The organism is Fibrobacter sp. (genome assembly GCF_017545445.1).
Lineage (GTDB): Bacteria > Fibrobacterota > Fibrobacteria > Fibrobacterales > Fibrobacteraceae > Fibrobacter.
In genome coordinates this window covers 12,262-36,294 of the sequence record NZ_JAFWOM010000130.1, presented here as the reverse complement: position 1 = coordinate 36,294, position 24,033 = coordinate 12,262, and the positions used below count along the sequence as shown (strand labels likewise).

At 47.1% G+C, this 24,033-nt stretch carries 13 protein-coding genes; 8 read left to right on the top strand and 5 right to left on the bottom strand.

Features of this window, described 5'->3' with window-relative positions:
* From IKG78_RS14195 to IKG78_RS14185, 3 genes are all read left to right on the top strand, one after another.
* Positions 1-4,626: InlB B-repeat-containing protein (locus IKG78_RS14195; protein WP_290944643.1), on the top strand; the 4,626-nt coding region annotated here is incomplete at its 5' end.
* 242 nt (positions 4,627-4,868) lie between these two features.
* On the top strand, positions 4,869-8,714 hold the full coding sequence (locus IKG78_RS14190) for an InlB B-repeat-containing protein (RefSeq protein WP_290944640.1): 3,846 nt from the start codon (positions 4,869-4,871) through the stop codon (positions 8,712-8,714).
* A 14-nt stretch (positions 8,715-8,728) separates the two neighbouring features.
* The gene (locus tag IKG78_RS14185; RefSeq protein WP_290944638.1) at positions 8,729-8,869 is read left to right on the top strand and encodes a hypothetical protein; all 141 of its coding nucleotides are present in this window, start codon (positions 8,729-8,731) and stop codon (positions 8,867-8,869) included.
* A 170-nt stretch (positions 8,870-9,039) separates the two neighbouring features.
* Here the strand turns inward: IKG78_RS14185 and IKG78_RS14180 are convergent, their stop codons facing one another.
* From IKG78_RS14180 to IKG78_RS14170, 3 genes are all read right to left on the bottom strand, one after another.
* Positions 9,040-10,545, bottom strand: coding sequence for an RNA methyltransferase (locus IKG78_RS14180; protein WP_290944636.1), 1,506 nt, complete (start codon positions 10,543-10,545; stop codon positions 9,040-9,042).
* A complete protein-coding gene (locus IKG78_RS14175; RefSeq protein WP_290944635.1) occupies positions 10,546-10,878 on the bottom strand; it encodes a multidrug efflux SMR transporter in 333 nt (110 codons plus the stop codon).
* Between the two features lie 295 nt (positions 10,879-11,173).
* Positions 11,174-11,518, bottom strand: coding sequence for a hypothetical protein (locus IKG78_RS14170; RefSeq protein WP_290944634.1), 345 nt, complete (start codon positions 11,516-11,518; stop codon positions 11,174-11,176).
* A gap of 404 nt (positions 11,519-11,922) precedes the next feature.
* Here IKG78_RS14170 and IKG78_RS14165 point away from each other — a divergent pair, with 404 nt between their 5' ends.
* Complete coding sequence (locus tag IKG78_RS14165) at positions 11,923-13,134, top strand: hypothetical protein (RefSeq protein WP_290944632.1); 1,212 nt, start codon at positions 11,923-11,925, stop codon at positions 13,132-13,134.
* Positions 13,135-13,154: 20 nt separating this feature from the next.
* A complete protein-coding gene (locus IKG78_RS14160; protein ID WP_290944630.1) occupies positions 13,155-13,916 on the top strand; it encodes a TrmH family RNA methyltransferase in 762 nt (253 codons plus the stop codon).
* Positions 13,917-13,969: 53 nt separating this feature from the next.
* Here the strand turns inward: IKG78_RS14160 and IKG78_RS14155 are convergent, their stop codons facing one another.
* Complete coding sequence (locus IKG78_RS14155) at positions 13,970-15,817, bottom strand: FISUMP domain-containing protein (protein ID WP_290944629.1); 1,848 nt, start codon at positions 15,815-15,817, stop codon at positions 13,970-13,972.
* Between the two features lie 3 nt (positions 15,818-15,820).
* Entirely contained in the window at positions 15,821-16,681 is an 861-nt protein-coding gene (locus tag IKG78_RS14150) for a TIGR02147 family protein (RefSeq protein ID WP_290944627.1), read from the bottom strand.
* A gap of 256 nt (positions 16,682-16,937) precedes the next feature.
* Between IKG78_RS14150 and IKG78_RS14145 the strand changes: the two genes are divergently transcribed.
* From IKG78_RS14145 to gyrA, 3 genes are all read left to right on the top strand, one after another.
* Positions 16,938-19,634: a TIGR02171 family protein gene (locus tag IKG78_RS14145; RefSeq protein ID WP_290944626.1), complete on the top strand. Its 2,697-nt coding sequence runs from the start codon at positions 16,938-16,940 to the stop codon at positions 19,632-19,634.
* Between the two features lie 32 nt (positions 19,635-19,666).
* On the top strand, positions 19,667-20,449 hold the full coding sequence (gene surE, locus IKG78_RS14140; RefSeq protein ID WP_290944624.1) for a 5'/3'-nucleotidase SurE: 783 nt from the start codon (positions 19,667-19,669) through the stop codon (positions 20,447-20,449).
* 191 nt (positions 20,450-20,640) lie between these two features.
* Positions 20,641-23,388: a DNA gyrase subunit A gene (gyrA, locus tag IKG78_RS14135; protein ID WP_290944622.1), complete on the top strand. Its 2,748-nt coding sequence runs from the start codon at positions 20,641-20,643 to the stop codon at positions 23,386-23,388.
* Positions 23,389-24,033 lie beyond the last annotated feature (645 nt).

Genomic DNA, 24,033 nt, shown 5'->3' with positions numbered 1-24,033 from the left:
GTTGTTATCGCCGAGGGTCAGGCGTTCAAAGACGAAAATGACTATGTGTATAGCGGCACGCTCTCTGCGGAGCAAATAATATATATCAGAGGCAAGACTCTTAGCCCGTTGTTGTCCGGTGTAAAAGTTGCGTTTGTCGATACGCAAGACGGTAAAGAAGTTACTGTTGCTACGCGTCTCGTTGACGAAACAGGGCATGTCACAGCCCTGAATCGAAAGCCCCGTAGCGGCTACACGTTTGTCGGCTGGTTCACAACCGCAGAGGGCAACACGAAATTTGACTTCGCATCGACTATCACTGCTGACACGACCGTTTATGCCAAGTGGGTGAAGAACGCTCCGGTGGAATATATCGACGAACAGGGCGATACTCAAACAGTAACGGATTACGTCTTGCTCACTGAGAATACTGATTTGCTCGATGCTCTCCCCGGCGGCTGGTACGTGGTGCAGGGCAAAGTGAGCTATAATCGACAAGTCGAGATTGGAGGCGACATGAACTTGATACTCGCGGATGGTGCAAAGATGGATGTGGAAAATGGCAGCGATGCTATTTATATCCACGGGAATTTGACTATCTACGGCCAGAGTGGCCAAAGCGGTATTTTGACTGTCGCTAGCAAAGGCGCACACGGCATCTACTGTTATGGAGACAATGAGCAGCCGTGGAGAGTCCGCAGCTTCTCGTCTTTGGAAGGCTTCTATGGCCTACGTCGTAATAATGGTAGTGGGGGTTATGTCACGATTGCTGGTGGCAACGTCACGGTTACTGGTGAAATTACTGGCATCTACGGATCTAATGACATCACCCTCTCCTTGAATAATAACAGTTCCAGTTTCATCAAGGCTAGCAGCTATTACAGCGAATTTGGTAACGTTATTATCCCCGAGGGCAAATCGCTCAAAGACGAAGATGGCAACGAGTATAGCGGCACGCTCAACGACGAACAACTTTCTGCCATCAAAGGCAAAACGCTTACTCCCGCCTCCGTCCAGTATATCGACGAAAACGGCAACGAAAAGTCCATCTACAATTACACCGTGCTTACAGCTGACATGGCTGCAAATGAACTCCCCGGCGGCTGGTACGTGGTCGAAAATAGCGACCCCAACGGCGTTGATGTTTCCCTTTCAAGCACGCTCTCGTTTAGCGGCGACGTGAACTTGATTCTCGCGGACGACGCCGAATTGAACATTTCGGGTGTAAATGGCGCAAATAACATTGTCATAGATGGCGACGCGATAGATGTGGCCGGAAAGCTGACCGTCTATGGCCAAAGCAATCAGACCGGTTCAATTTTTGCAGATGCCGGCAAAAACGGAATTTACGCTAAAAACGGAACCGTTATTAACGGCGGTAGCGTCAATGCTTATGGCACTAGCGGTAAAGGTTTCAACGGTGCGGTGGATATCCACTTCAAGCATTACAAAAACTATATCGTCGCTTCTGGCTTTGGCGGCTCGGTTACGGTCAGCGGCCTTGCCCTCACGGAAAGTTCGAAAAAAGGAATCTACGAGGGCGACCTCGACGAGAATCAAGTAACAGTCTTAAATAAAATTGCTGAAAATAGTCTGGTGCTTGAGCCGTGCTATGTGGTAAAGTTTGATAAGGGTGACGGAAGTGATCCTGAGTTCTTCCCGGCAGCCTTTGACAAAAATGGCGTTGCTCACGTTGCAGAGCCTGCTGACCCGACTCACGTGGATGGTTATTCGTTCCTCGGCTGGTTCAACCTCGACAATACGAAATTCGACTTTGACGCACCTGTCACCGCGAATACGGATGTCTTTGCCCATTGGGAAAAGGATGTTCTGACGGTCACTTTCGACACGCAAGATGGCCACAAGACTGTAGTTGAGGCTAAGTATGACGAAAACGGCATGGCGTACGTCGCCAAGCCCGTAGTCCCGACTCGCGAAGGTTACACGTTCCTGGAATGGGTCTATATTCCTGATGGAAGCGCTTCCGAGAATCCTGTTTACAAGCGGTTCGACTTTACAGCTCCTGTCACGGCAAATATGACCGTTTATGCCAAGTGGTGGGAAAATGTTCCTGTGGAATATAGTGTGGCGGGGCAGGTAAACTCCATTGGCCAATACACCGTGCTGACTTCCTGGACAAATGTGAGCGAGAGTCTCCCTGCCGGGTGGTACGTGGTCGTGAACAGCAATACCGACAACGATGATGATAACGGTGTTGATGTGAGGTTTACAGAAAATCTCTCCTTCGGTAGCGGCGTCACTCGCATTATCCTTTTGGATGGTGCAGAAATGGTTGTCAGTGATGGTGTGAATAGCACGATTTATGCGGATGTATTGAACGTTTACGGGCAAACAGAGGGAACTGGCAAACTCACCGTGAATAGCGGCAACAAAGGTATTGAAGCGACAAACGTCAATATTTATGGCGGAGTGGTTGACGCTAAAGGTGTTATGGCGGGTATTTATTCCAGTCGCACGGTGTCCATCTATGGCGGAAAAGTATCTGTTCCAAAAACTTCTCTCTACGGCATCTATGTTGATATGGGCGACATCGCTCTTGACTGGAATGATGATGGCGATCGTTATACGATTGGCGGCTATACCCTCTTGAACGGTTCTGTAATCATTGCCGAAAACAAGTATTTCACGGACGACGGCGGCAACGTGTATAAAGGCAAGCTCAATGACGATCAAGTCGCAGCCATCGAGGGCAAGACGCTTAAGCCCGCGAACGCAGTCCCTTACATCGACGAGAACGGCAAGGAAAAGTTTGTTACAAATTATACCGTGCTGACAAGCAAAGTCGCTAAACTCGATGAAAATGGCGTCATCACATTGCCTGCCGGCTGGTACGTGGTGCAGGAGAATGTTGAGTTCGCGAACAGGATTGCATTCGCGGCCAATGACGCTGGCTCTAAAGACGTCCACCTGATTCTTGCGGACGATGCGAAGATGAAAGTTGAAACCGATTTTTCTTATGCGATTGGAGATTCGACTCTTTCTACACTGACTATTTACGGACAAAAAAATCAAAGCGGTGTTTTGGAAGTAAGCAGCGAGATCAGAACCGGCATCTATAGTTATAAAGGCAGTATCGCCATTGTCGGCGGTCATGTTAATGTGAGCGGTGAAAATGGCATCGAGGCTAACTATGTCACGATTGCTGGCGGCAACGTTGAGGCTAAAGGTGATTATTATGGCATCTCCAGCGTTGATGGTATCACTCTCGGCTGGATGAACTCCACCGACGCTGTCAAGGCTAGTAGCTACGACGGCACGGTCACCATCGCGGCGGGCAAGGCCTTCAAGGATGAAAAAGGCAATGAGTATCGCGGCACGCTCGAAGCCGAGCAAATCGAGGCCATCAAGGGCAAAAAGCTTATTCCGTTAGGTCCGAAGTCGCTCACCAGCGAGGACATCGTCATTACTGACATTCCTGTGCAGAACTACGATAAAGACAACCCCGTCTGCCCTGATACAGTTATCGTGACCGACGGAGATTATGTGCTTAAATATGGTAAGGATTACATGTTCGAATGCTTCAAAAACACCGAAGTCTCCTCTGCCACGCTCGGAAGCTCCGCCCCTTACGTGAAAATCACCGGCATGGGTAATTACGTAGGCGAAATTGAAAAACGCTTCTACATCTGGGAAAACATCGGCAAGTATGCCGCCGTGCAGGTGTATAAAGATTACGGTGGGGTGATTCACGCCGAAATCGACGGCGATTACACGGGTAAAGATGCGGTCAACATCCCCAATGATATCGAAGTCGATATGGTCAAGTTCAACCGCAAGTTTACTGTGACTAAGAATGGCGGGTTCTCTACACTGATGCTCCCGTTCAGCGTGAAATCTGTATATGTGAAGGGCGTCGAGGGCATTTACAAGTTCGCCTACGTGGCCGATTGCAGCGTGAAAAAGGACGGCAAAAATGACGTTTGCGTGAACAAAGTCTGGGAAAATACGGATTCTGTATATGTGACTTTGGAGGCAAATACGCCGTACATGGTCAAGATGAAAGAATCGACCCTTAGAATCAACACTAAAGTAACGCTTGCGAAGACCTCCGGCGGTACGTTGTATGATTCTCGAGTAGATACCGAAGAAGAAGGCAAAGCGACATGGCAGATGCGCGGTGTGTTCGGTTACAAGGAATGGGCTTGCAATGACGCTGACTTGGGCAAAGTGTGGGGCTACGCCGGAGAACCTCGCAAGGATGTTTATATCGGTAAGTATGTGCAGTTTGGTCCTGAAGTATGGATAAATCCGTTCCGCGCATACCTGTATAACCCGAACGGAGAAAAACTGCAATGTACTGCTAAGCCTAAGGCTATCGCGTACGCCAAGGCTTACACCGCAGAATTCATGCCTGCACAGTCGAAGGCTGCCGCGAATGCCACAAACGCCGCGGCAAGTTCCGAAGTGGAAAGCATCGACGAGTTCGGCGGCATGCAAGTTGTCATCGTCGAAGACGGAAGCGAAAAGAGCATCGCTGGTGGCAAGGAGCACACGACAACCGTGGGCCGCAAGAATCCTGCCGTAACCGAAATCCGCGTCAAACCGCGCACCTCGCAAACGTACGACCTCAAGGGCCGCCGCGTAGGCAATGGCAAAAAAGCCAAGGGAGCGTATTATAGACGATAGACTAGAGACTAGAGACGAGAGGGAACGCTGTCATCCTGGAGGGTTCGCAGAACCCGATAGGATCCAAGCAGAAAACTGTCACCCCGTTTTGGGAAATATTTTTATAACTTTTTTGAATTTAAAAAGAAATTTGGAAGTGTGACGAAAATCACAATAATTTTTATATTTGTTACTTAAATATTACAAGTCCTTTTCGTTTTAGGCGCTTGATTCTATATATTAACTGATATATGGGGTATTTTATGGAAAAAATCAATTCTTTTGCAAAAATTTTATTTACATTCCTCCTGGTGCTGTGCGTGAATTCTGTTTTTGCCGCATGGGATGGAACGGAAAAGGTAGAACCCACCAAGGAAGGGGATTACTACATCATTAAATCCGAAGCAAATCTCGCCTGGTATGCAAAAAATTATAATATGGGCAACGCTAGGTTGGATGCCGACCTTGATTTGGGCGGCAAGCCTTGGACCCCGATTGCTGCGGGAAAGGGAGATAATAATAATAAATATTCAAAAACTTTCGATGGCAATGGTCATATAATCAAGAATCTCTATATCAATGCAGATTCACTCCATGGAATTAACAAAGATTATACACAGAATCTAGGCTTTATTGGGGTTCTTGGAGGCGGAAAGGTCAGAAATTTGGTTCTTGAAAATGTGAATATCCAGGCATCTACCAATGCAGGTTCTGTTCTTTCTAATAAGAATCAGCAAATTTCTGTGGGTGGCGTTGTCGGTTGGATGAATGAATTGAACAGCAATCTTGTTGAAAACTGCATGGTTTCTGGAATTATCTCGACAACAGGAAGCGGACAGGGTGTCGGTGGCATTGTCGGCAATGCCAAACAAGGTACAATTACCAATTGCTTGAGCCTTGTCGAAATTCGTACAAGCGGTAGCAATGCGTATGTCGGGGGAATTATCGGCATCACAAAGGATGCTGTTACGGTGTCGTCTTGCGTTTATGCGGGGCCTGGGCTTCTTAATATTGGCATAAACAATGGCGGCTCTGTAGGTGGAATTGCTGGAAACGTGTTTTCAGGAACATTGACTCTACAAGAAGATTATTATGAAGGAGAGGATAATCTTCAAGTTTTTGGATCAAAATGTTTTGGCAATTTCGATGAAAATGGTGAATGCAAAAGTTCTCCTTCTGTAGATGTGAAAGGTAATGTTAAACAGGTTGATATTTCCAATCAAGATTCTGTCGCTTGCCATTTGAACGGAATGAATACAGACAACACTTGCAAAACAGAACCTTGGTCTGTGGGCGAAACATTTCTTTCGCTATCCGGTTATGGGACTGACGGCTACATGATTGTCTTTTATGCCAATGGTGGAACATATGCGGATGGTTCCGTGGCCAAGAACAAGTTCTTTGATGCCGGAATGGTTATTAATGCTGATGATATTGTGCCCCCTTCTGACGAAGAGAATACGTTTATTGGTTGGGCGTTGTCTAGTAATGCGACTGAACCTGAAAATCTGGGAACTGTTTTCGAGAGAGATACTGTTTTTGCCGTCTGGCAGCCGAAATTGACGGTAACATTCGATGTGAGTCCCGGTGCTTTCCCCGATGATAGCGCTCAAGTGAAGACGAAAATGGTGGATAAGGGTGGACTTGTCACTGTGGGTGGTCTTGGTACTTTGCCGACATCTTATTGTGTAGATTCCTCGGGTGTATGCTCTGGTTTGCGTTATTTTACGGGCTGGACAATGAACGAAAGTCGCGAGGAAAAAGATACAATTCATTTGGATACTTTTACGACTGACAAGAATTTAACGCTGTATGCAGTTTGGACTAAGGATACAACTTATACTGTTACGTACAATGCCAATGGTCATGGTAAAACTAGGGTTGATTATGTCCGTGTGAAGAATGGCAATACGATTGAGGTTCCCCAAAGTCCAAATGCACACGAAGGGTATGTTTTTGATGGTTGGTTCACAAATGCTTCTTGTGAAGAAGGAGCTAAGTTTGATTTTAAAACTCCAATTACGAAAAGTATTGTTTTATACGCAAAATGGAAACCACAATCTTATACCATTACTTATGTTATCGGTGAAGATGGCGCAGCGAATTCGCCAGAAAACCCCAGTGAATATAACATAGAATCAGAGACGATAAATCTTAAGGCTCCGACTCCTGTAGATGGCAAAGTCTTTGAAGGATGGTTCAATGATGATGCTTTCTCTAAAAAGGTAACTAGGATTGCTAAGGGTTCGTTTGGAGTCAAAATTTTCTATGCTAAGTATTCCACGAAAACCTATAGAATTTCTTATTTGGCAGATAACAATTCTTATGGTTCCGTATCGGATCAATTTAAGGAACATGGTTCTTCGATTACTTTGTTATCTTCTGGGAATTTCTCCCGCGCTAAGGAAACTGATACTTACGAACAGATAGGTTGGACGGACTCTCCGAATGGAGTGATAAAATATGAATTGGGCGCGACTTATGAAACCGATACGTCTCTTATTTTGTATCCTGTGTGGAGCCATAAAAGATATACGATTATATATAAATGTGATGACTGCGTGAATAATGCGGCGAATCCGAGCACATATACGATTGATGATGAGTTTGTATTCGAAAATCCTGAAAAAGACGGCTACACATTCAAGGGCTGGTATAATAAGAAAAACAATCTGGTTACCGGAATCGTCAAGAACTCTAAAGGCGACGTGGAACTGACCGCCAAGTGGGAAGGCCCGATTGAATATGAGATTGTTTATAAAACAGAAGGCTTGATAGTGGACGAAAATGGCAACTCAATAGATAGCTTGCTGTCTCAACCACAAATATACACTGTTCATTCTAATGATATTGTGCTTCCGAAATCGGTCAGGGACGGCTACACGTTCATTGGTTGGTATGATGAAGATGACAATCTGGTTGAACAAATTGCCCATGGTTCTACTGGTGACGTGGAGCTGACCGCCAAGTGGGAGATTATTGTTTATACGGTAACTTACGTGACGAAAAATGGAGCCAGCAGCCAGTCTAATGTCACTTCTTACACTGTAGATGATGTTGCCGATGATAAGGTAATTGAATTGAAACCTGCGGTTCGTTGCGGCTTTAAGTTCGAAGGTTGGTTTAAGGATGAAAACTTCTCGGGCGATGCTGTTACGCAAATAAATAATGGTGACGATAACTTAACCTTGTATCCAAAGTGGGGTGAAAATACGAATCTGGTTGCAGATTATGGTGCCGTAAAGATTTACGAAGATGAAGATGGTACAAAGTGCGCCGCGATGGATGGCCGCTCTTTCGGGTCTGTTGCTATCAATGACGATGTCAACGTAGGCTACGTAACGCTTGATCGTGAATTTACTGAGAACATAGCTGAAGACGAATATAAACTCTCTACGATTGTCCTGCCGTTTACCATTGAAAAAAATAAGATTAATGGTGCAAGCTTCTATAAAATGGTAAGTGTTGTTCCTGAAGGTAGCAATCGAGGTGTTTACATCAGTCCTGTGAAAGATGATGTGATCATTGCAAATACGCCGTATATCATTCGCCCGACAAAGAAAAATCTCACGTTTATTACAGATAAGGAAAACGGTGAAACGTTGACGCTTAATACAAGCGTAATGAATAATACAAAGAGTAAAAGTGGAAAATGGGAACTTCGAGGCTTATATTCCTACAAGAAATGGTTGGATGGTGACGAAGAACTTGGCTATGCCTATGGCTATACGGCGAAGTCAACGAATAAGCTTGCTGCAGGTAAATTTGATATAAATGAAGTGAACGCATATACCTTCCCGTTCCGTGCGTATCTTCTGAACATTCCGCAACCGAAAGCCGTTGCTCCTAGCCCCTTCTTGGCAAAATCCGCATCGACGGGCAGTGCTTCTGTAGAAGAACTTGTTCAGTCTGGCGCGATGGAAGTCTTTGTTGTGGATGGCTTTACCGGTGAAAATGGCGGGACGACCACTATCGCAACGCTGAGAAAAACTCCGTCTAGTGTAAAAACTGTTAATGGATGGTACGATATGAAGGGTCGCCGCTTGAACGGTAAGCCAACTGCCAAGGGAATTTATTATTTTAATAACAAAAGAGTGAGAATTCAATAGTTAAGGATTCAAAAATGATGGAACAGAAAAAAGATTATGTTTCTCCCAAAATGTATATCGAAGATTTTAAACAACGGACATGCCTTTTGGGAGGAAGTTCCTATGATACGTTTATATGCCCCGACGATGATGAATGTCCCGAAAATGGTGAATAAAATTGCAGCGAATGATCCTTAGATTTCTGTAAAAGGGAATTGTGAGCTATGGAAAAGAAAGAATATATTGCACCGAAAATAGAAGTGTTCGAACTTGAAACTCGAGCTCCTTTATTAAATAGCACTGAGCTTTCCTTTGCGCCCGACTCTTGCGGCTCGAAGGAACACGCTTAAATCTTTGCGATAAACGCATTGAGCGAAAATCCACCGTGGCTTGTTTCGATGAGCTTCGCGGTGGAATTTTTATTTGGCGCAAGAGCAGGGCTTTCGCGCAGCAGGTTCGTTGTGCAGGTGTATTTTGAACCTTCGTGGGTGTCGTCTTTGGGGGCGAGTATGGCTACTGTAAGCGCTTTGTTGAATGCCTTTAACTCGCGGGCTAGGTCCGCGAGTTTTTTCCCGATTTTTGTATAAAGTTTTGGTGCGTCGAAGTCGAGGCGTTTACCGTAGGGCGGGTTCAGCACGAGGATGGGCGAGGTGTCGCCGCAGGCTTCTGCAATTTCTTTTGCCGTATAAGAAAAGAAATCGCGGAGTTGCGGATTGATGGGATTGGGCGTAATGCTTGCAAGCGGCGAGCATTCGACGTTATGCTTGATGATGCTGATTGCTTTTGGCGAAATATCGCTCGTGATGATTTTTGAAATAGCCGCGGAAGTCCCGTTCTCTCGTCTAATCAAAAACCTCCACGTGGCTTCTTTGAAGGCGGGCTGGTGCATTAACGCAAAGTCGCGACAAGCGCCGGGGATAATGTTGTTTGCAATGCAGGCCGCTTCGAGACTGAACGTGCCGCTGCCGGCCATGAGGTCGAGTAGAGTGGTTTGGTGTTGGTGGTTTGTGGTTAGGGTTGCAACACCGTTTCTGTCATCCTGGAGCCGAAGGCGATAGGAACCATTATTTCCTGAATAGCATTTGCTGATAGGATCCACGCAGTTTATCGCTTCGAAGATCATCGCGGCGGCGATGGTTTCTTTAAGCGGTGCGTCGTTGACGAATCGTTCAAATCCGCGTTTGTACAGTTCTTCTCCGGCGAGGTCCAGCCAAATAGTGCAACGGTCGTCAATGAGGGTGACGTAAAGGTTTTGAGGTGTGGGGTCGCTTGCTACAGCGATGAATCGGTTGGTGAGCCTGTCGAACCATGGGGTATGGGGTCGGGCTTCGACCTCTGAGCTCGCTTCGCTTTGGAAAATATTCGATTGTGAAATTACGTTGTACAGCCGTTCGGCGATGGCATCGCTGTGGTACAACCGTGAATGCTTGCAAGTGACGTGGATAGTGATTAGTGGTTGGTGGTTGGTGGTTAGGTAAAGTTCGAAGGGGATTTCGCTTGCTTTCTTTTCAAGTTCTCGGAAGTTTTCGGCTTTAAAGTCGGCGATGTGCATCAGGACGCGATTCGCGATGCGGCTGTAGGCGACGGCTTTCCACGCGTCCGTGATTTTTGCGGTAAATTCGACTTTCCCATCCCCGACAATTTGAGGCTGTTCCAAAGCTTTCGACTCGGTTATGCCCAATTCTGTTGGTTGCGACTCTCGCCTTGCTTGGTTGTCATCTCTCGTCTCTCGTCTAATACATTCAAGTTCATTGACGAACGTTTGTTCAAAACCGAGTGGAACGACCGCCTGAAAACGATGCAGCTTTCCAATGACTTGCCGCTTGAGTCGCTTTTCGAGAGCTGCGTTCATTTAATGAATGTCCATCTTGGAAAATAGGTTCAGTACAGCAACGCCAGAAATAATCAGCAAAAGCCCGATGATGGCACCGATGTCGGGCGTTTGTTTGAAAAAGAACATCCCGCTTACTGTAATGAGTGCAATGCCAAGGGCTGACCAAGTGGCGTAAGCAATGCCGATGGGGATGGTTCTAAGGCAAAGGCTGAGCAGGTAAAGCGAAGCGATGTAGCAAAGCAACGAAAAAACAGACGGAACTAATTTCGTGAACTGTTCCGACATCTTGAGAAGCGTTGTCCCTGCGGCTTCCATGACAATGGCAAGTAAAAGAAAAACGTAATTAAGCATGGATGAAAAATAAAAAACATTAATGGGCCGCAGGATTGGGAATTTTGAAAATTGTGTCGTTTCATGTAAATTCAAAAAGTGTCAATTTAGAAGAAAATGTTTTCAAAATTCAAGGCCATTCTGAAGTTGGTACCTATAAAAATGCTTTTAATGCATTTTATAGGTACAGAAACTGAAAATACATAGTGCAGAGGATAGCTACGAACTATTTTTGAGTTTTTAGACGTTATAGAATGTTTGAGAGTATATTCGGCAACGCTGTTATAACGATGCACGAAGTGCCTTTGTGTCCCGTCTATTCTCTAGGTGCGACGATGGGGAGCTTGCTTAGGTCCAGGTTGATGGTGATGATTTCTCCGGTGAGCGACATGATGGTGCCCGTGGAGGGGATGAATGTGCCGATGATTTTGCCGAAACCGTCGCTTACGGTCATGTTTGTTGGAGCGATGAGGTAGTATTGAGTCCCCAGTTGGAAAAAATAGCTGGTTTCGATTACGACGATATTTTGCGGGATTTTGAAGCTTGTATTTTCGGAGGAACTCTTAGCAACGGAATCTTGGGTCGCTCCGCTTTCGGAGCAGCTCCAGATGGCGGCGAGAATGCCTGCACATGCCAAGATTCTGATATGCTGTTGCTTCATTGTTTCCCTTTTTTCCTCGTAATTCCATGTTATAAATTACAATGTAAATTTTTGTTTAATGTATAGAATAAGCATTTTGTAATCTTAAAATGTTCTTTTTGCGTTCTCAGCGATGCCTTGATTTGTCGCAGATCACACAATTACAAAAGCAAATGCCGGAATCTAGAAAGCATACAGCGTGGACCCTATCGGTCGTTGCACTTCCTCCAGGGTGACAAGCATGAGGGAAGCCTCCATGCCGGAATCTAGAAAGCATACAGCGTGGACCCTATCGGTCGTTGCACTCCCTCCAGGGTGACAAGCATGAGGGAAGCCTCCGGGCCGAGGGCTATAATTATACGGGGCGAAAATTGCTTATTGCGTGAACTTTTTTTTGGCGTGTTACTATCTTTTAAAGCATGAAAATGAAAAAGTTTGTATTGATTTCTGCGATTGGCTTTTTGGCCGCTTCCGCATTTGCTGCTCAGGGCGCTCCGATGGGGGCTTCTGTCGATCCGACTCCCGAAGAACAGAAGGCGCTCGATGCTTTGAAGGGCAAGCTCGAAGGGGCGATTGTTTGGGCGACGAGCCGTGCAAATTCGCTCCATGACATTTGGATCATGAATGCGGACGGAACGAACGCTCGCGCACTCACCAAGAGCAATAACGTGGATTGGTTCCCGCGTATTGCGCCGGACGGCTCGAAGGTGCTTTTTAACCGCAGTAAGGGCGGCTGGGTGCCCGAAAACGATGCAAACTATCCTGAAAAGTGGGATTTGTGGACCGTCGGAATTGACGGCACGAACGAAACGAAACTCGTCGAAAACGCAACGTGGGGCACATGGCGGCCTGATGGCAAGTCGATTGTGTTCAGCCGTGCGGGTAAGGTCTTTACGATGGACCTCGCAAGTAAAACGGAAACGCTTGTGCTCGATGGCGAAAAGGCGTTCAACAAGGCGGGCGTGATTCTGCAAGAGCCGAACATGAGTCCGGATGGGAAGCACCTCGCGATTACGCTGCGCGGCTCCATGCGCGAAACGGGCGTGTGGGACTTGACGAAGAACGCATGGACGAAGTCCGGCGACGGTTGCCAGATTGACTGGACGCTCGACGGCTCGAAACTTTACCGCGTGAATCCTACAGGCAACGGCGGAACGGCTGCCCCGAGCGAAATCCTGTGGTTTACCGCGAAAGATGGCAAGCAGGTGGAAAAAGTCGGTTTCTTCGGGATTCCGAAGAACGTGAAGTTGATGGACTTGCCTGGCCGCCGCAGTCACGAATATTTTCCGCGTATTTCTCCGGATGGCAAGTGGCTTGTGTGGGGCGCAACTGACAAGGGCCACGACCACGATTTGTTCGACTATGAACTTTATCTGTGGAAAATCGGCGAACCGTTCGAAACCGCAACGCGCATTACGTACAACAGCGGCAACGACCGCTGGCCGGATATCTGGTTTGGCAAAGTTCCTGTGAGTGCAGCGACCTCTGCGACGGATGCGGCAACGGCTGTCCAGTCTGCCGCGAATGCGACGGCTTCCGCTATTGCCGGCGGCGTGAGCGAAGCTAAGATGGATGAACTCATCAAGGCCATCGACCGCTTGACCGAAGCTGTGAAAGCGCTTGCTCCGCAGAAGTAAAAAGCCCCGCAGAAGTAAAAATGTACACCGAACCGAAATTTTTAGCGATGAAAGAGACCTCCAAGTTCAAACGCTTGGCGGAACTTTTGCGCGTTATCATTTTGCAATTAGGCGACGACGTGCCGCGTGCCCGTCGTGAATTCGAGACTTACGCCGAGTGGCTGCATTTGCCCGAATCCGAGCGCTTGGTGGGCAAGAATCAGGCGCAGATGATTGACCTGTACAAGACGTTCCGCACTCGCGCTGGCCTTGGCTTTGAACGCGATATTTATTTGGAACAGGAACCGGGTGACCGCGAAGTCGCTAACGAAAAGCCTATCCCGTTTGCCGTTCTCGTCCACAATCTCCGCAGTGCGTTCAACGTAGGCTCCATCATTCGCAGTACCGATTGCTTTGGTCTCGAAGGCGTTCACCTGAGTGGTTACAGTTGCGGCCCGGACCATGTGACGGTCAAGAGTGCCGCACGCGGTTGCCAGGAGTGGATTCCAATCAAGCGCTGGGACGATCCGTTCGAGTGCATCAAGTATCATCGCGAAAACGGCTACGAAATCATCGCTCTTGAAACCGGCGAAGACATCCCGAGCATCAATGATGTCAAGTGGCCCGAAAAGGGCTTGATTGTGCTTGGCAACGAAGAACTCGGCATCGCTCCCGAAATCATGGAACAAGCAACCATGAAAGTCACGATTCCGATGGCGGGTCGCAAGGCGAGCATGAATGTAGCCGGCGCATTTGCCATCATGGCGTTTTGCTTGCGAAGTGCGCATTGCGCGAAAGCTTAAAAAATCCTGCGGATTTTTCCGCAGGATTCCTCCTCCTTACAATTCCAAGTAGCTTAGTTCTTTACGCAGCGGACTTTTGCCGTTTTTTGTGTTTTTGTCTTTGCTATGCCGAAAGTGAAAGTAATCTCAAAAGAGGTGTTATCGACATTTCTGTTGCTATGATAGTGGGCCAATAAAATGGATGCCCATTCTTCGTCGATAGTTCCGTTGGCTTCAAGAGTGTTCCGCAGCGCGTTGTATTCGGCTTCTATATTGTTAGAGAAGGATTCGTGAGTGTATGTGTGATAGAATGCTTTGGGATTCGTCTTGTCCATTGGTTCAAGGTTAAAGTCGAATCGATTGTAGAATACTCCTGTTAAATCCTTTGTTTGCTGGCTATAGTCTATTTTCCAATTTTCGTTAAGCAGATTGTTGACTCCTTCTACATAGAAGAGTAAGGCTTCCCAATCCAGAGTGTTGGCGATGTGCCAGCCTGTAGGGCAGATACCCTGATGGAGTGAATCAATTGCACCGGCTGGAGCTTTGATTGTTATGACTTTGTTTTGTTCGTAATCCTCATCACTCTTATACGCTTCTCTTGAGAATTGTTGAATAGTGTCTGTTGTGCTTGCGTCAATCTGCATGGCGGTTGTCCAACTATAGAGACCATAAGCGCTAGAGTCTTGCGAATTCGGTATTGCGTACTTCAGGTCTTCAGCCATCCATTCGTAATTCTTTCTGTTGTATGTAAAACTAACTGTCTTGTATTGCTGACCGTCTCGCGGATCCGTCATTGTTCCCGATTGGTGTTCGATTCTCATTGTGAGGGAATCAATGTGTTCTTTTGTTGTTAATTCCCAGTAATGGCCATTGCAAATAACGTAGCCAGAATCCAAGATGGTTTCATCTCCGTAATAACCGAATGTTACGATAGGTTTGTTGAATTGTCTGCGGTTTCCCCAAAGATTTTCGGTGCAGGGTTCAATTCCCATGTAACTTGAAAATACCAATTTGCTGAACTCATATTTTTTCTTTTTAACACTGAGATACTCGTATGAACCCTGTTTTTCCCTTTCTTCAATCTCCTTTTCGTCTATGTTTTCCATTTCGCTGTGTTCATGGAGTGTTTCATAAGCTAGGGTTGCGACATGTTGCATAATGGAATCGCTGAGAATGCCGTCATCTGCGAAATCATCGGCAATTCTATCGATGTAGTCTTGTAACTTGGAGCAGTTGATGTTTTTATTTTCCCAATGCTCCATTTCGTCGCCTTTGCGATCCCAAGGGTCCCACAAGTATCGATCGTCAATGATAAGGCTTATGTTGTAAAGCGTCCTGTCTGCTTCAGAGGTGTTGAATATGTTCAAATCTTCGGCTGAAGAAACGTCTATATGGACTCCGAATGCTCCAAGAATTTCCGAAGCGGCCTGTTTCTTGGCATTTGCAAAGGATTTTCCAGATTTGACCAAGTTTAAAACTCTCTTGTATTCAAAATGCGTCAAGAGGTTTATGTTGGATGTTTCGCGGTTTTCCAAATTAGAAACAGCGTCAAGACGCATGGGGCATTCTGACCGTTGACCGTTGTGTTCGTGAATGTAGTAGCCTTCGGCAGAAAGAAGTGCGTACTGACTTTCCAGATTGATGCTGTCAATTGCGAAATCGCCTTTGTCGCCGGTGATTGTGGTGTTGAATTCTCTGCCTGTTGGTTCGAGTGTCCCGTTGGCAGATGTTTCCTTGATGACGACGTTGGAACCTTTTACGAGAGGGCCTTTTTGTGCCGCACCGGCAATTTTTTTGTTCGTAAGAGCGACGATGCCTTCGGTCTCTTCGCTGATGCCTCCAGCGGTGTCGTTTCCGCTACAGGCGCAAATGCATGCGATAATTGCAAGTGCATTAAAAAGCTTTAAAGAATAAGTTCTCATGGTTTAATCCTCCTCGTTATTCAGTGTATCTTTTGCTCTTTTTTTGATATTTTTTGTTAAAGGGAAAAGTTGCATGTTGAGTCTGCAAATTTTTTCAACATCATCTTCGGCAGATACGATTGCAAAAATTTTCTGGCGGCATTCCTTTAACGTTTCGATGACCTGGTTGTAGCTTTTTTCCGTCACGCCCATGGTGAGGCCGCTGAAATGCCTTTCTGAAATGGGAAGGTCGTCAAACGCTTGCAAGGCGAATTCACCCATTTTTCGTATAAGCGAATGTATAGGCACGGAGACGAACTCCAAACGCCCTGTTGTGAGTAACTTGTCCGTTTGGTGGAAATGCTTTCTTTCGTCAATGGTCAAAAAATTGTTCTTGACTAGGAAATTGAGGCTGTCGTTTATTTCGGCTGCGGTGACCGGAATGCGGATAGCCTTCGCGATTTCGAGCGGCTTTGCTCCGGGCATGTTGGGAGCAAGTTCACGAACGACGGAGTGGAGCCAAGATTCGTAGTAGGCATAAGATTCGTTACTCAGCAATTTGACTTTATGTGCCGATGTTATTTGCTGGATTTTTTCGAAGTATTTCTTTTTCTGTTGGTTGTCCTTTGCGTTTTCGTATTGAACCAACAGCATGAAATAGTCGTATTCAAAATCATGCAGATCCATGGCCATGGCGGTCTTTTGTGCGCCCTCCTCCACAAGGCGTGTTTTGTGATCGCAGACAAGTTTGAGATAGGAAGCTGATGCGAAACCGGCCTCTTTGGCGAACTCCCTCCAAGTGAAAGCGGAAAGGCGCTTCCTCTCGGTGTAGTAGTCCAGTATGTACTGGTGATAGTCTTGATATTCGATGATTGATTTAAGCATGTCTAAAAAATAGAGAAAAGAAATGGGAAAGTCAATAGGTATAAAACAAAAAATTTAAAAATATTTGAAAAATTGAGTTTTTGTGTTCTTTATTTTGAAAAATTTTAATTTTATAAAACAAAATTGAGTGGATGTAAAACAAAATGGAGAAAATCTAGCACAAACGTCCCTTTAAATCATTTTAGTTTGCTAAAAAAGAATGAAAAAATGTAATTTTGTAGCTATGAAGGAACTCGTTCCCCTATTTATATTAGTCATGTTGTTAGGATTGTGCGGCTGTACGGAGTCGGATTCTTTGGATTCCAAAGATTTAGGCTATTTGGAGTCGCTGGACTTGAAAGATTTCTCGTTGGTTCGGGCCAAGGGCAAGTCCGTATTTTTGGGGACGAACGATTCTGCGGCACCGATAAGCGCTCGCCCGATGATGGAATCCAAATTTGATTATGATTTTTGGATGGGCGATCATGAAGTGACTTGCAAAGAAATGGGGATCTCTTGTGCGGATTCGTTGCCTGCAACGAATGTTACTTTATTTGATGCTATCTTGTATAGCAATCGGCGCAGTGTTGCTGAAGGTTTTGACACGGCTTATTTTTATACTTCGGCGACTTTTGATAATAGCGGATCTTGTGTGGGGATGGAAGGGCTTGTGTTTCGCCCCGAAGCGAATGCTTACCGCTTGCCGACTGAGGCAGAATGGATGTACGCGGCGGGCTTGAATTGGAATCCGAAAAATAGTTGGAACAGCGAGAATTCTGGCTATGAACTGCATCCTGTTTGCACGTCGAAAGAGGGGAAGGATGGCTTTTGCGACATGGCGGGGAATGCCGCGGAATGGGTCCATGACTTTAAAGTCCGTTTCCGTTCCGACGCTGTGAGCAATTTTGCCGGTGGCAAGAGGGCGAATGGTTTGGATGAACGCGTCGTGAAAGGCGGTAGCTTCCGCAACGGAGCTGCGTCTATTCGCTTGTACCGCAGGGACGATGTCTATACGGTGACTTCTTCGACGAAAGCCGATTACGTCGGGTTCCGTTTGGCGTTTGGTGCAATTCCGAGCCCGACGTATCTGGATTCGCGTGGCGAAGATAACGTAGTTGGGTATTCGCTATTAGTTAATTCTAAAACTGTAAATGATTTTGTCGGGGCGGAACATGCAAAGTTGGTCTTTAAGGATGATGCAACGGAGCGTTTGGTTTACGTCAATTTCGACGGGGCGGTGCGTTCTGTCGATGAATTCCCGGTTGATGTAGGGTATCATTCCGATATCTCGCCGGATGGAAAATTTGTCGCTTACTCTACGGGACTGGAAGGCATTTCTGGAAAATCTGAAATCCGTGTGCGCCGCCTTGATGCTTCGGGAGTCGAGCAGGTTTTGCCTGTAGAATCTGCGACGATTCCGCGTTGGCGCGTGCTGGAGAACGGCGATACGGTTCTTGTTTATGTGACTGATGCCGGGAACAATAAGGACGAGGCGGATTTCTTGAAACGCGGAACGTATCAAGTTTCGTTCTCTGGGCAAAATGCGAATGGAAACTTCGGTAAGCCTGAAAAGCTTTTCGATGGTGCGTATCACGGGGGCGTTTCGCCAAACAACGGCATTGCAGTGACGGGCTCCACTCTTTTGCGGGCTCGCGTCGGCGAGAAGAACCAAGTCTGGTACGATGGGAAGCAGGCGTGCAACGTGTCGCTGAGCCATGGCGGTGCGAATAAAGTCTTGTTCCTCGACTTTGGCGGAAAACTGGGACGTGAATTTGTCGGAAAATCTTATGGAACGCACGAACGCGTGTTGATTGCCGATAGTACAGGCAAGTTAATCAATTCAGTAGCAGCTCCGGTGGGCTACACGTTTGACCATACGGAATGGATTGCGGGTTCGGATTCGATTTTTGTGGCGACGCTTGTGGATGTGAACGGTGCTCACCGTAAAATAGTCCTGGTGAATGAAAAGTCGGGCGAAACGTTGCCTCTTGTCGAGGGCGAAGATTTGTGGCATCCTGCGTTGTGGTCGGGCGAGAACTCTTTTGACGAAAGTTCTTGGAATTTTGATAGCCTTGGTGTCTATTATGCAGAACACGATCAGTATTGGCGTATTTTGCCTCAAAAAATGTCTCTGTTATGGAAATATCGTGATTCTGTAGAAGTGGCTTGCTTAGGAAATTCTCGCATGCTGCACGGTGCTATTGCAGATGAATTAAATTTTTTTGCACTCAATATGGCAACGATTCCTTGCGACATGCATTGCATCGAATTTCTTTACGAGACTTATATTTCGCTGCATCTGAAAAACTTGAAGTATTTGGTCATCGGGCTTGATTTTGATCTTTGGAACGAATACGAACCCATGGGTTCTGTTAACGTCAATCGAGGGGATGCGCTTGGATTCCAGTACGATGAAAACCATGATTATTGGCCTGATGGGGTTGATAGTTTATTTGTATCTCGCGTGGAAGAAATCGCGAATGCCGAGAAAGATGAAGACTACGTGGATATGCGTAAACGCGCTGGCTGGATTCCTAGAACTTGTATAAACGATTGGGAGTCAAACGGAACCGGCTACGTTGAAATTCAGCAAGATAGCACTTGGAACAATGATGATTCTCGTTACGAGTCCAATTATGCCGAATTGGAACGCATTTTGGATATCGCGAAAAGAAAAAATATCGTTGTTGTCGGAGTCATTTTCCCGCTAAGTCCTTATTACAGAAATACGGGGAGTTATGGCCGTTATGGCATGCGGCGTTCTACGGCGGAAATGCTTATCCAGCGGATTAAAAAGATCGCCGAAGAAAATAAAAATTTTGTCTTGATGGATGAGAATAAAATGGGAAATCATGATTACTTTGGAGATGTCGCGGCAGATTACGATCACTTGTGCGACAAGGGGGCTGAAATGTTTACTTCACGCCTTGATTCCCTGCTAAAAACGCTTGAAAAAGGTTGCGAAAAACGGTAGCTTTTGGCGAATTTTTCTATCTTTGCCGGAGCATGCAAAACAACTTAAAAACACGTGTCCTGATAGTCAATGATGATGGGGTAGAAAGCGCCTATATGCGTTCTTTGGCGTCTGCTCTTTCGCAGGTGGCCGAGGTGTTTGTGTTTGCCCCAGAATCGGAACAGAGTGGCGTTTCTCATGCGTTTACGGTTCGCCGTGGTCTTTCTCTCAGAAACGTGGCCGAACGTGTGTATGCCATGTCGGGAACTCCTGCTGATTGTGCCAAGTTTGCGATAGGGCATTTTGCCCAGCACGGAACAGGGTCTGAGGGAGGTGGTCCGGGTGCTTTTGACGTGTGTTTTTCAGGCGTGAACGTGGGCGAAAATTCCGGCGTGTCGTCGCTTTATTCGGGGACGGTTGCCGGGGCGCGAGAAGCCGCTCTTTGGGGCGTGCCTGGCGTTGCACTTTCGCTGCGGGGCGGGGATTGTCTTTTGCAGGCTGCAATTGATTTTGCGGTTCGTGTCGTGAAAAATGGCTGGTATCGCGAAATTCCTACGGGCGTGTTCTGGAACGTGAATTTTCCAAAGGCTACTGCTGAAACCTTCAAGGGGTTCAAGGCGACAAGGATGGCCCTTGGTATGTTTACGGACCACTACTCCCATGATGGGGGACTGTGGCAATTGGATGGCGAAAAACTGTGGGATGAGCAACCCAAGGATAGCGATGACTATCTGTTGAATCAGGGGTATGCAACAGTCACTCCGCATAAAATCGACCAGACCGATGAAAAAAGTTTGAAGAGGATAAATGAAATGTTAGCGGGAGGTGAATGGTAGAGAAAGGTATTAGGGTTTAGGTATTAGGTCTTAGGATTTATAATCGCGGTTAAGGTTGGTGAGCTTGCCGAACCATGCCGCTCTTTAAAGAGTTTTTGCGTAGCAAAAGATTATTCACCTACCTCCTACAACCTAACACCTGTAACCTAGCCACTAATCACTAACCACTAACCACTAACTGAGGAATAATAATGTCAGAAGAAATGGTACCTGGATCGCAGTTCAAGAGTCTTGTCGAACAAGACATGCAGGACTGCTATCTTCGCTACTCGATGAGCGTTATTGTCGCTCGAGCATTGCCGGATGCCCGCGATGGCTTTAAGCCGGTGCACCGCCGCGTGATGTACAGTATGCACAAGTTGGGCGTGGTTCCGAACAAGGGAACGGTCAAGTCTGCCCGTATTGTGGGTGATGTTATCGGTAAGTACCACCCACATGGTGACGTTGCTGTTTACGATACTCTTGCCCGTATGGCGCAGGATTTCTCGTTGCGCTATCCGCTGGTGTTTGGTCAGGGTAACTTCGGTTCTATCGACGGTGACAGCCCGGCTGCCATGCGTTATACCGAAGCGAAGATGAACAACCTTGGCGCCCTTATGCTCGAAGATCTCGAAAAAGAGACGGTCGACATGGGCCCGAACTACGATGAATCGCTCGAAGAACCGCTGGTGCTCCCGTCTGCGCTCCCGAACATGATTGTGAACGGAACATCGGGTATTGCTGTAGGTATGGCGACGAATATGGCTCCGCACAACTTGCGCGAAGTCGGTGCCGCTATCCATGCTTTGGCTGAAAATCCAGACTTGACTGGCGAAGACCTCATGGAATATGTGAAGGGCCCAGACTTCCCGACAGGCGCTATTGTCTGTGGCCGTTCTGGTATTCGTGAAGCTTACCTCACGGGGCATGGCCGTGTGCGTGTGCGCGCTCGTACTGAAATTGAAACGGATTCAAAGGGCAAGCCGCGTATCATCGTGACGGAAATCCCGTACATGGTGAACAAGGCCGAACTCTGTAAGAAGATTGCTGATCTCGTTCGCGATAAGCGCGTTGATGGCATTACGGATATTCGCGATGAATCTAGCCGCGACATTCGTATTGTGATTGAACTCCGCCGTGATGCAGTTGGCGAAGTTGTCTTGAATAACTTGTTCAAGTACACGCAGTTGCAGACAACGTTTAGTATTTACAACTTGGCGCTCGTCAATAACCTCCCGAAGCTCCTTACGCTCAAGGATCTTTTGCAGGTTTATATTGACCACCGCCTCGATGTGATTACGCGTGCAACGCAGTTCGATTTGAAGAAGGCCGAAGCCCGCTTGCATATTATCGAAGGCTTGCGCATCGCAACGCAGAATATCGATGAAGTCGTGCAGATTATCAAGGCGAGCAAGACAACCGAAATTGCAAAGCAGAGCTTGCAAGATCGCTTTGGTTTGGATGAAATCCAGTCGCAGGCCATCGTTGACATGCGCCTCGGTCAGCTCACCGGCCTCAACCTCGAAAAGTTGGAAGCCGAGTACAACGAACTCGTGGCTACCGTTGCCGACTTGAAGGACATCTTGGAAAAGCGCGAACGCCGCGTGGCTATCATGCTCCAGAAGCTCGATGCCGTTGTTGACAAGTACGGTGACGATCGCCGCACGACGATTGGCGAAGCTATTGATGATAGCGATGACGAAGACCTCATTGCTGAAGAAGAACAGGTTATTACGCTCAGTAAGGAAGGCTACATCCGTCGCTTGCCGATTGATACGTTCAAGGCCCAGAACCGCGGTGGTAAAGGTATCATCGGTGCTGGCCTCAAGGACGAAGACAACGTGGAACAGATTTTCACGGCTAGCACGCATAGCTACTTGCTCGTGTTCACGAACAAGGGCCGCGTCTATTGGACGAAGGTCTATCGCTTGCCGGAAGGCGCTCGCAATGGCAAGGGCCGCCCGATTGTGAACTTTGTCGCCCTCACGGAAGGCGAAAAGGTGCAGGCGATTGTGCCGGTCCGCAAGTTCGGTGGATACTTCTGCCTCGTGTTTGCAACCAAGAAGGGTATCATCAACAAGATGGACCTCACGCTCTTTAGCCGTCCGCGCAAGGCTGGCGTCAATGCCATTAGCCTCGATGAAGACGATGAATTGGTTAAGGTTCAGCTCGTGGGCATGTCTGCCGAAGAATACGAAGCCAGCAAGAACGCCTCTGACGACGATTCTGCAGAAACCGTTGATGGTTCGACGAGCTCACCAACCGACGATGGTTCGACTGATTCGGCAGGCTCATCAACCGGCTCACCAACCGATGCTTCTGAAGAAGAATCTGGCGATGCCGAAGACTTCGCTAACCGTCCGATTCCGAAGGACCTCTTGATGATTGCGACCAAGAACGGCCAGGCGGTCACGTTCCCGATTAGCTGCTTCCGTGCTATGGGCCGTGGCACTCATGGTGTGAAGGGCATTACGCTTGCCGAAGGCGACGAAGTCATTTCGCTCTTGTGGCTCAAGGCCGGCAACAAAATCTTGACCATTACCGAAAAGGGTTATGGCAAACGTTCTGAACCGGGCTCTTACCGCGTGACCCGCCGTGGCAGCAAGGGCGTCCGCAACTTGAACGTTACAGACAAGATTGGTGCCGCCGTGTTCGTGGAAAGCGTTGCCGACGACTACGACTTGATTATCACGAGTAAGGACGGTCAGGTCATCCGCATCAAGGCTGCCGATATCCGCCTTACGGGCCGCAACGCTCAGGGCGTCAAGGCGATTACGCTGCGCGATGGCGACGTCGTGAAGGATGCAACCGCACTCCCGAGCGTCGAGGATATCGAACAGGATAGCGCCGATGCCAAGGAAACCTTCGACAAAGTCAAGGGCGTTGAAGTCGATGACGATTCCGTTGTGAAGGACGATGCTGAAAAGCAGGACGTCGGCCCGACGGAAACCGAAGAATAAACTGCTAGGTTCGCATAAGCAATAAAGCCCGTCTCGGTGAACAGACCGAGCGGGCATTTTTTTTCATGTCACCCCGGCCTCAGTGCCGGGGTCAGTTTTTCATCTTGTCATGCCCGTCCCGGAACAGTGTCCGGGATGACAATCGGGCATCTTATGCTTTTTTGCGAAAATATGCTACTAAAACGCGTGTAATGGTCCTTTTAGTAGCATGTTTTTTATGTTGTGTGTACTTGTGTACGGGCTTGCTGTGAAAAAAGTGCTACTAAAAATTGTTTTTACGCCCATTTGGTAGCATTTTGTAGAGGATGGTACGGCATTAGTTGTTGAAATATGATGAAATTTGATTAGCTTGTATGAAAAATGTGCTACCAAAAGCGATAATCAAGCCGTTTTGGTATCAAAAAATCGCTTTTTCCCTGTTTTCGATTCACGATTTTGCCATTTCAGTCTTAAAAAGTGCTTTTTTGTTGTATTCGTAATGGAGGGGGCGTAGCTCTATTGCGTTTTTATGGGTCTTGCGACTGTCTTTTGTGTCATATAGCTTTTTTGATAAGTTTTTTGGGCGAAAAAGCCCGAACGTAGGCATTCTTCTATTGCTTTTCATCACAAACGAATTTAAATTATTTAAAAAGGATTTGGAGAGGT

What these genes read in the sequence shown, in the direction of transcription:
- IKG78_RS14190 (WP_290944640.1), top strand. Translation starts at nt 4,869, where the DNA reads ATGGAAAAAATCAATTCTTTTGCAAAAATTTTATTTACATTCCTCCTG.
- IKG78_RS14185 (WP_290944638.1), top strand. Translation starts at nt 8,729, where the DNA reads ATGATGGAACAGAAAAAAGATTATGTTTCTCCCAAAATGTATATCGAA.
- IKG78_RS14180 (WP_290944636.1), bottom strand. Translation starts at nt 10,545, where the DNA reads ATGAACGCAGCTCTCGAAAAGCGACTCAAGCGGCAAGTCATTGGAAAG.
- IKG78_RS14175 (WP_290944635.1), bottom strand. Translation starts at nt 10,878, where the DNA reads ATGCTTAATTACGTTTTTCTTTTACTTGCCATTGTCATGGAAGCCGCA.
- IKG78_RS14170 (WP_290944634.1), bottom strand. Translation starts at nt 11,518, where the DNA reads ATGAAGCAACAGCATATCAGAATCTTGGCATGTGCAGGCATTCTCGCC.
- IKG78_RS14165 (WP_290944632.1), top strand. Translation starts at nt 11,923, where the DNA reads ATGAAAAAGTTTGTATTGATTTCTGCGATTGGCTTTTTGGCCGCTTCC.
- IKG78_RS14160 (WP_290944630.1), top strand. Translation starts at nt 13,155, where the DNA reads ATGTACACCGAACCGAAATTTTTAGCGATGAAAGAGACCTCCAAGTTC.
- IKG78_RS14155 (WP_290944629.1), bottom strand. Translation starts at nt 15,817, where the DNA reads ATGAGAACTTATTCTTTAAAGCTTTTTAATGCACTTGCAATTATCGCA.
- IKG78_RS14150 (WP_290944627.1), bottom strand. Translation starts at nt 16,681, where the DNA reads ATGCTTAAATCAATCATCGAATATCAAGACTATCACCAGTACATACTG.
- IKG78_RS14145 (WP_290944626.1), top strand. Translation starts at nt 16,938, where the DNA reads ATGTTGTTAGGATTGTGCGGCTGTACGGAGTCGGATTCTTTGGATTCC.
- surE (WP_290944624.1), top strand. Translation starts at nt 19,667, where the DNA reads ATGCAAAACAACTTAAAAACACGTGTCCTGATAGTCAATGATGATGGG.
- gyrA (WP_290944622.1), top strand. Translation starts at nt 20,641, where the DNA reads ATGTCAGAAGAAATGGTACCTGGATCGCAGTTCAAGAGTCTTGTCGAA.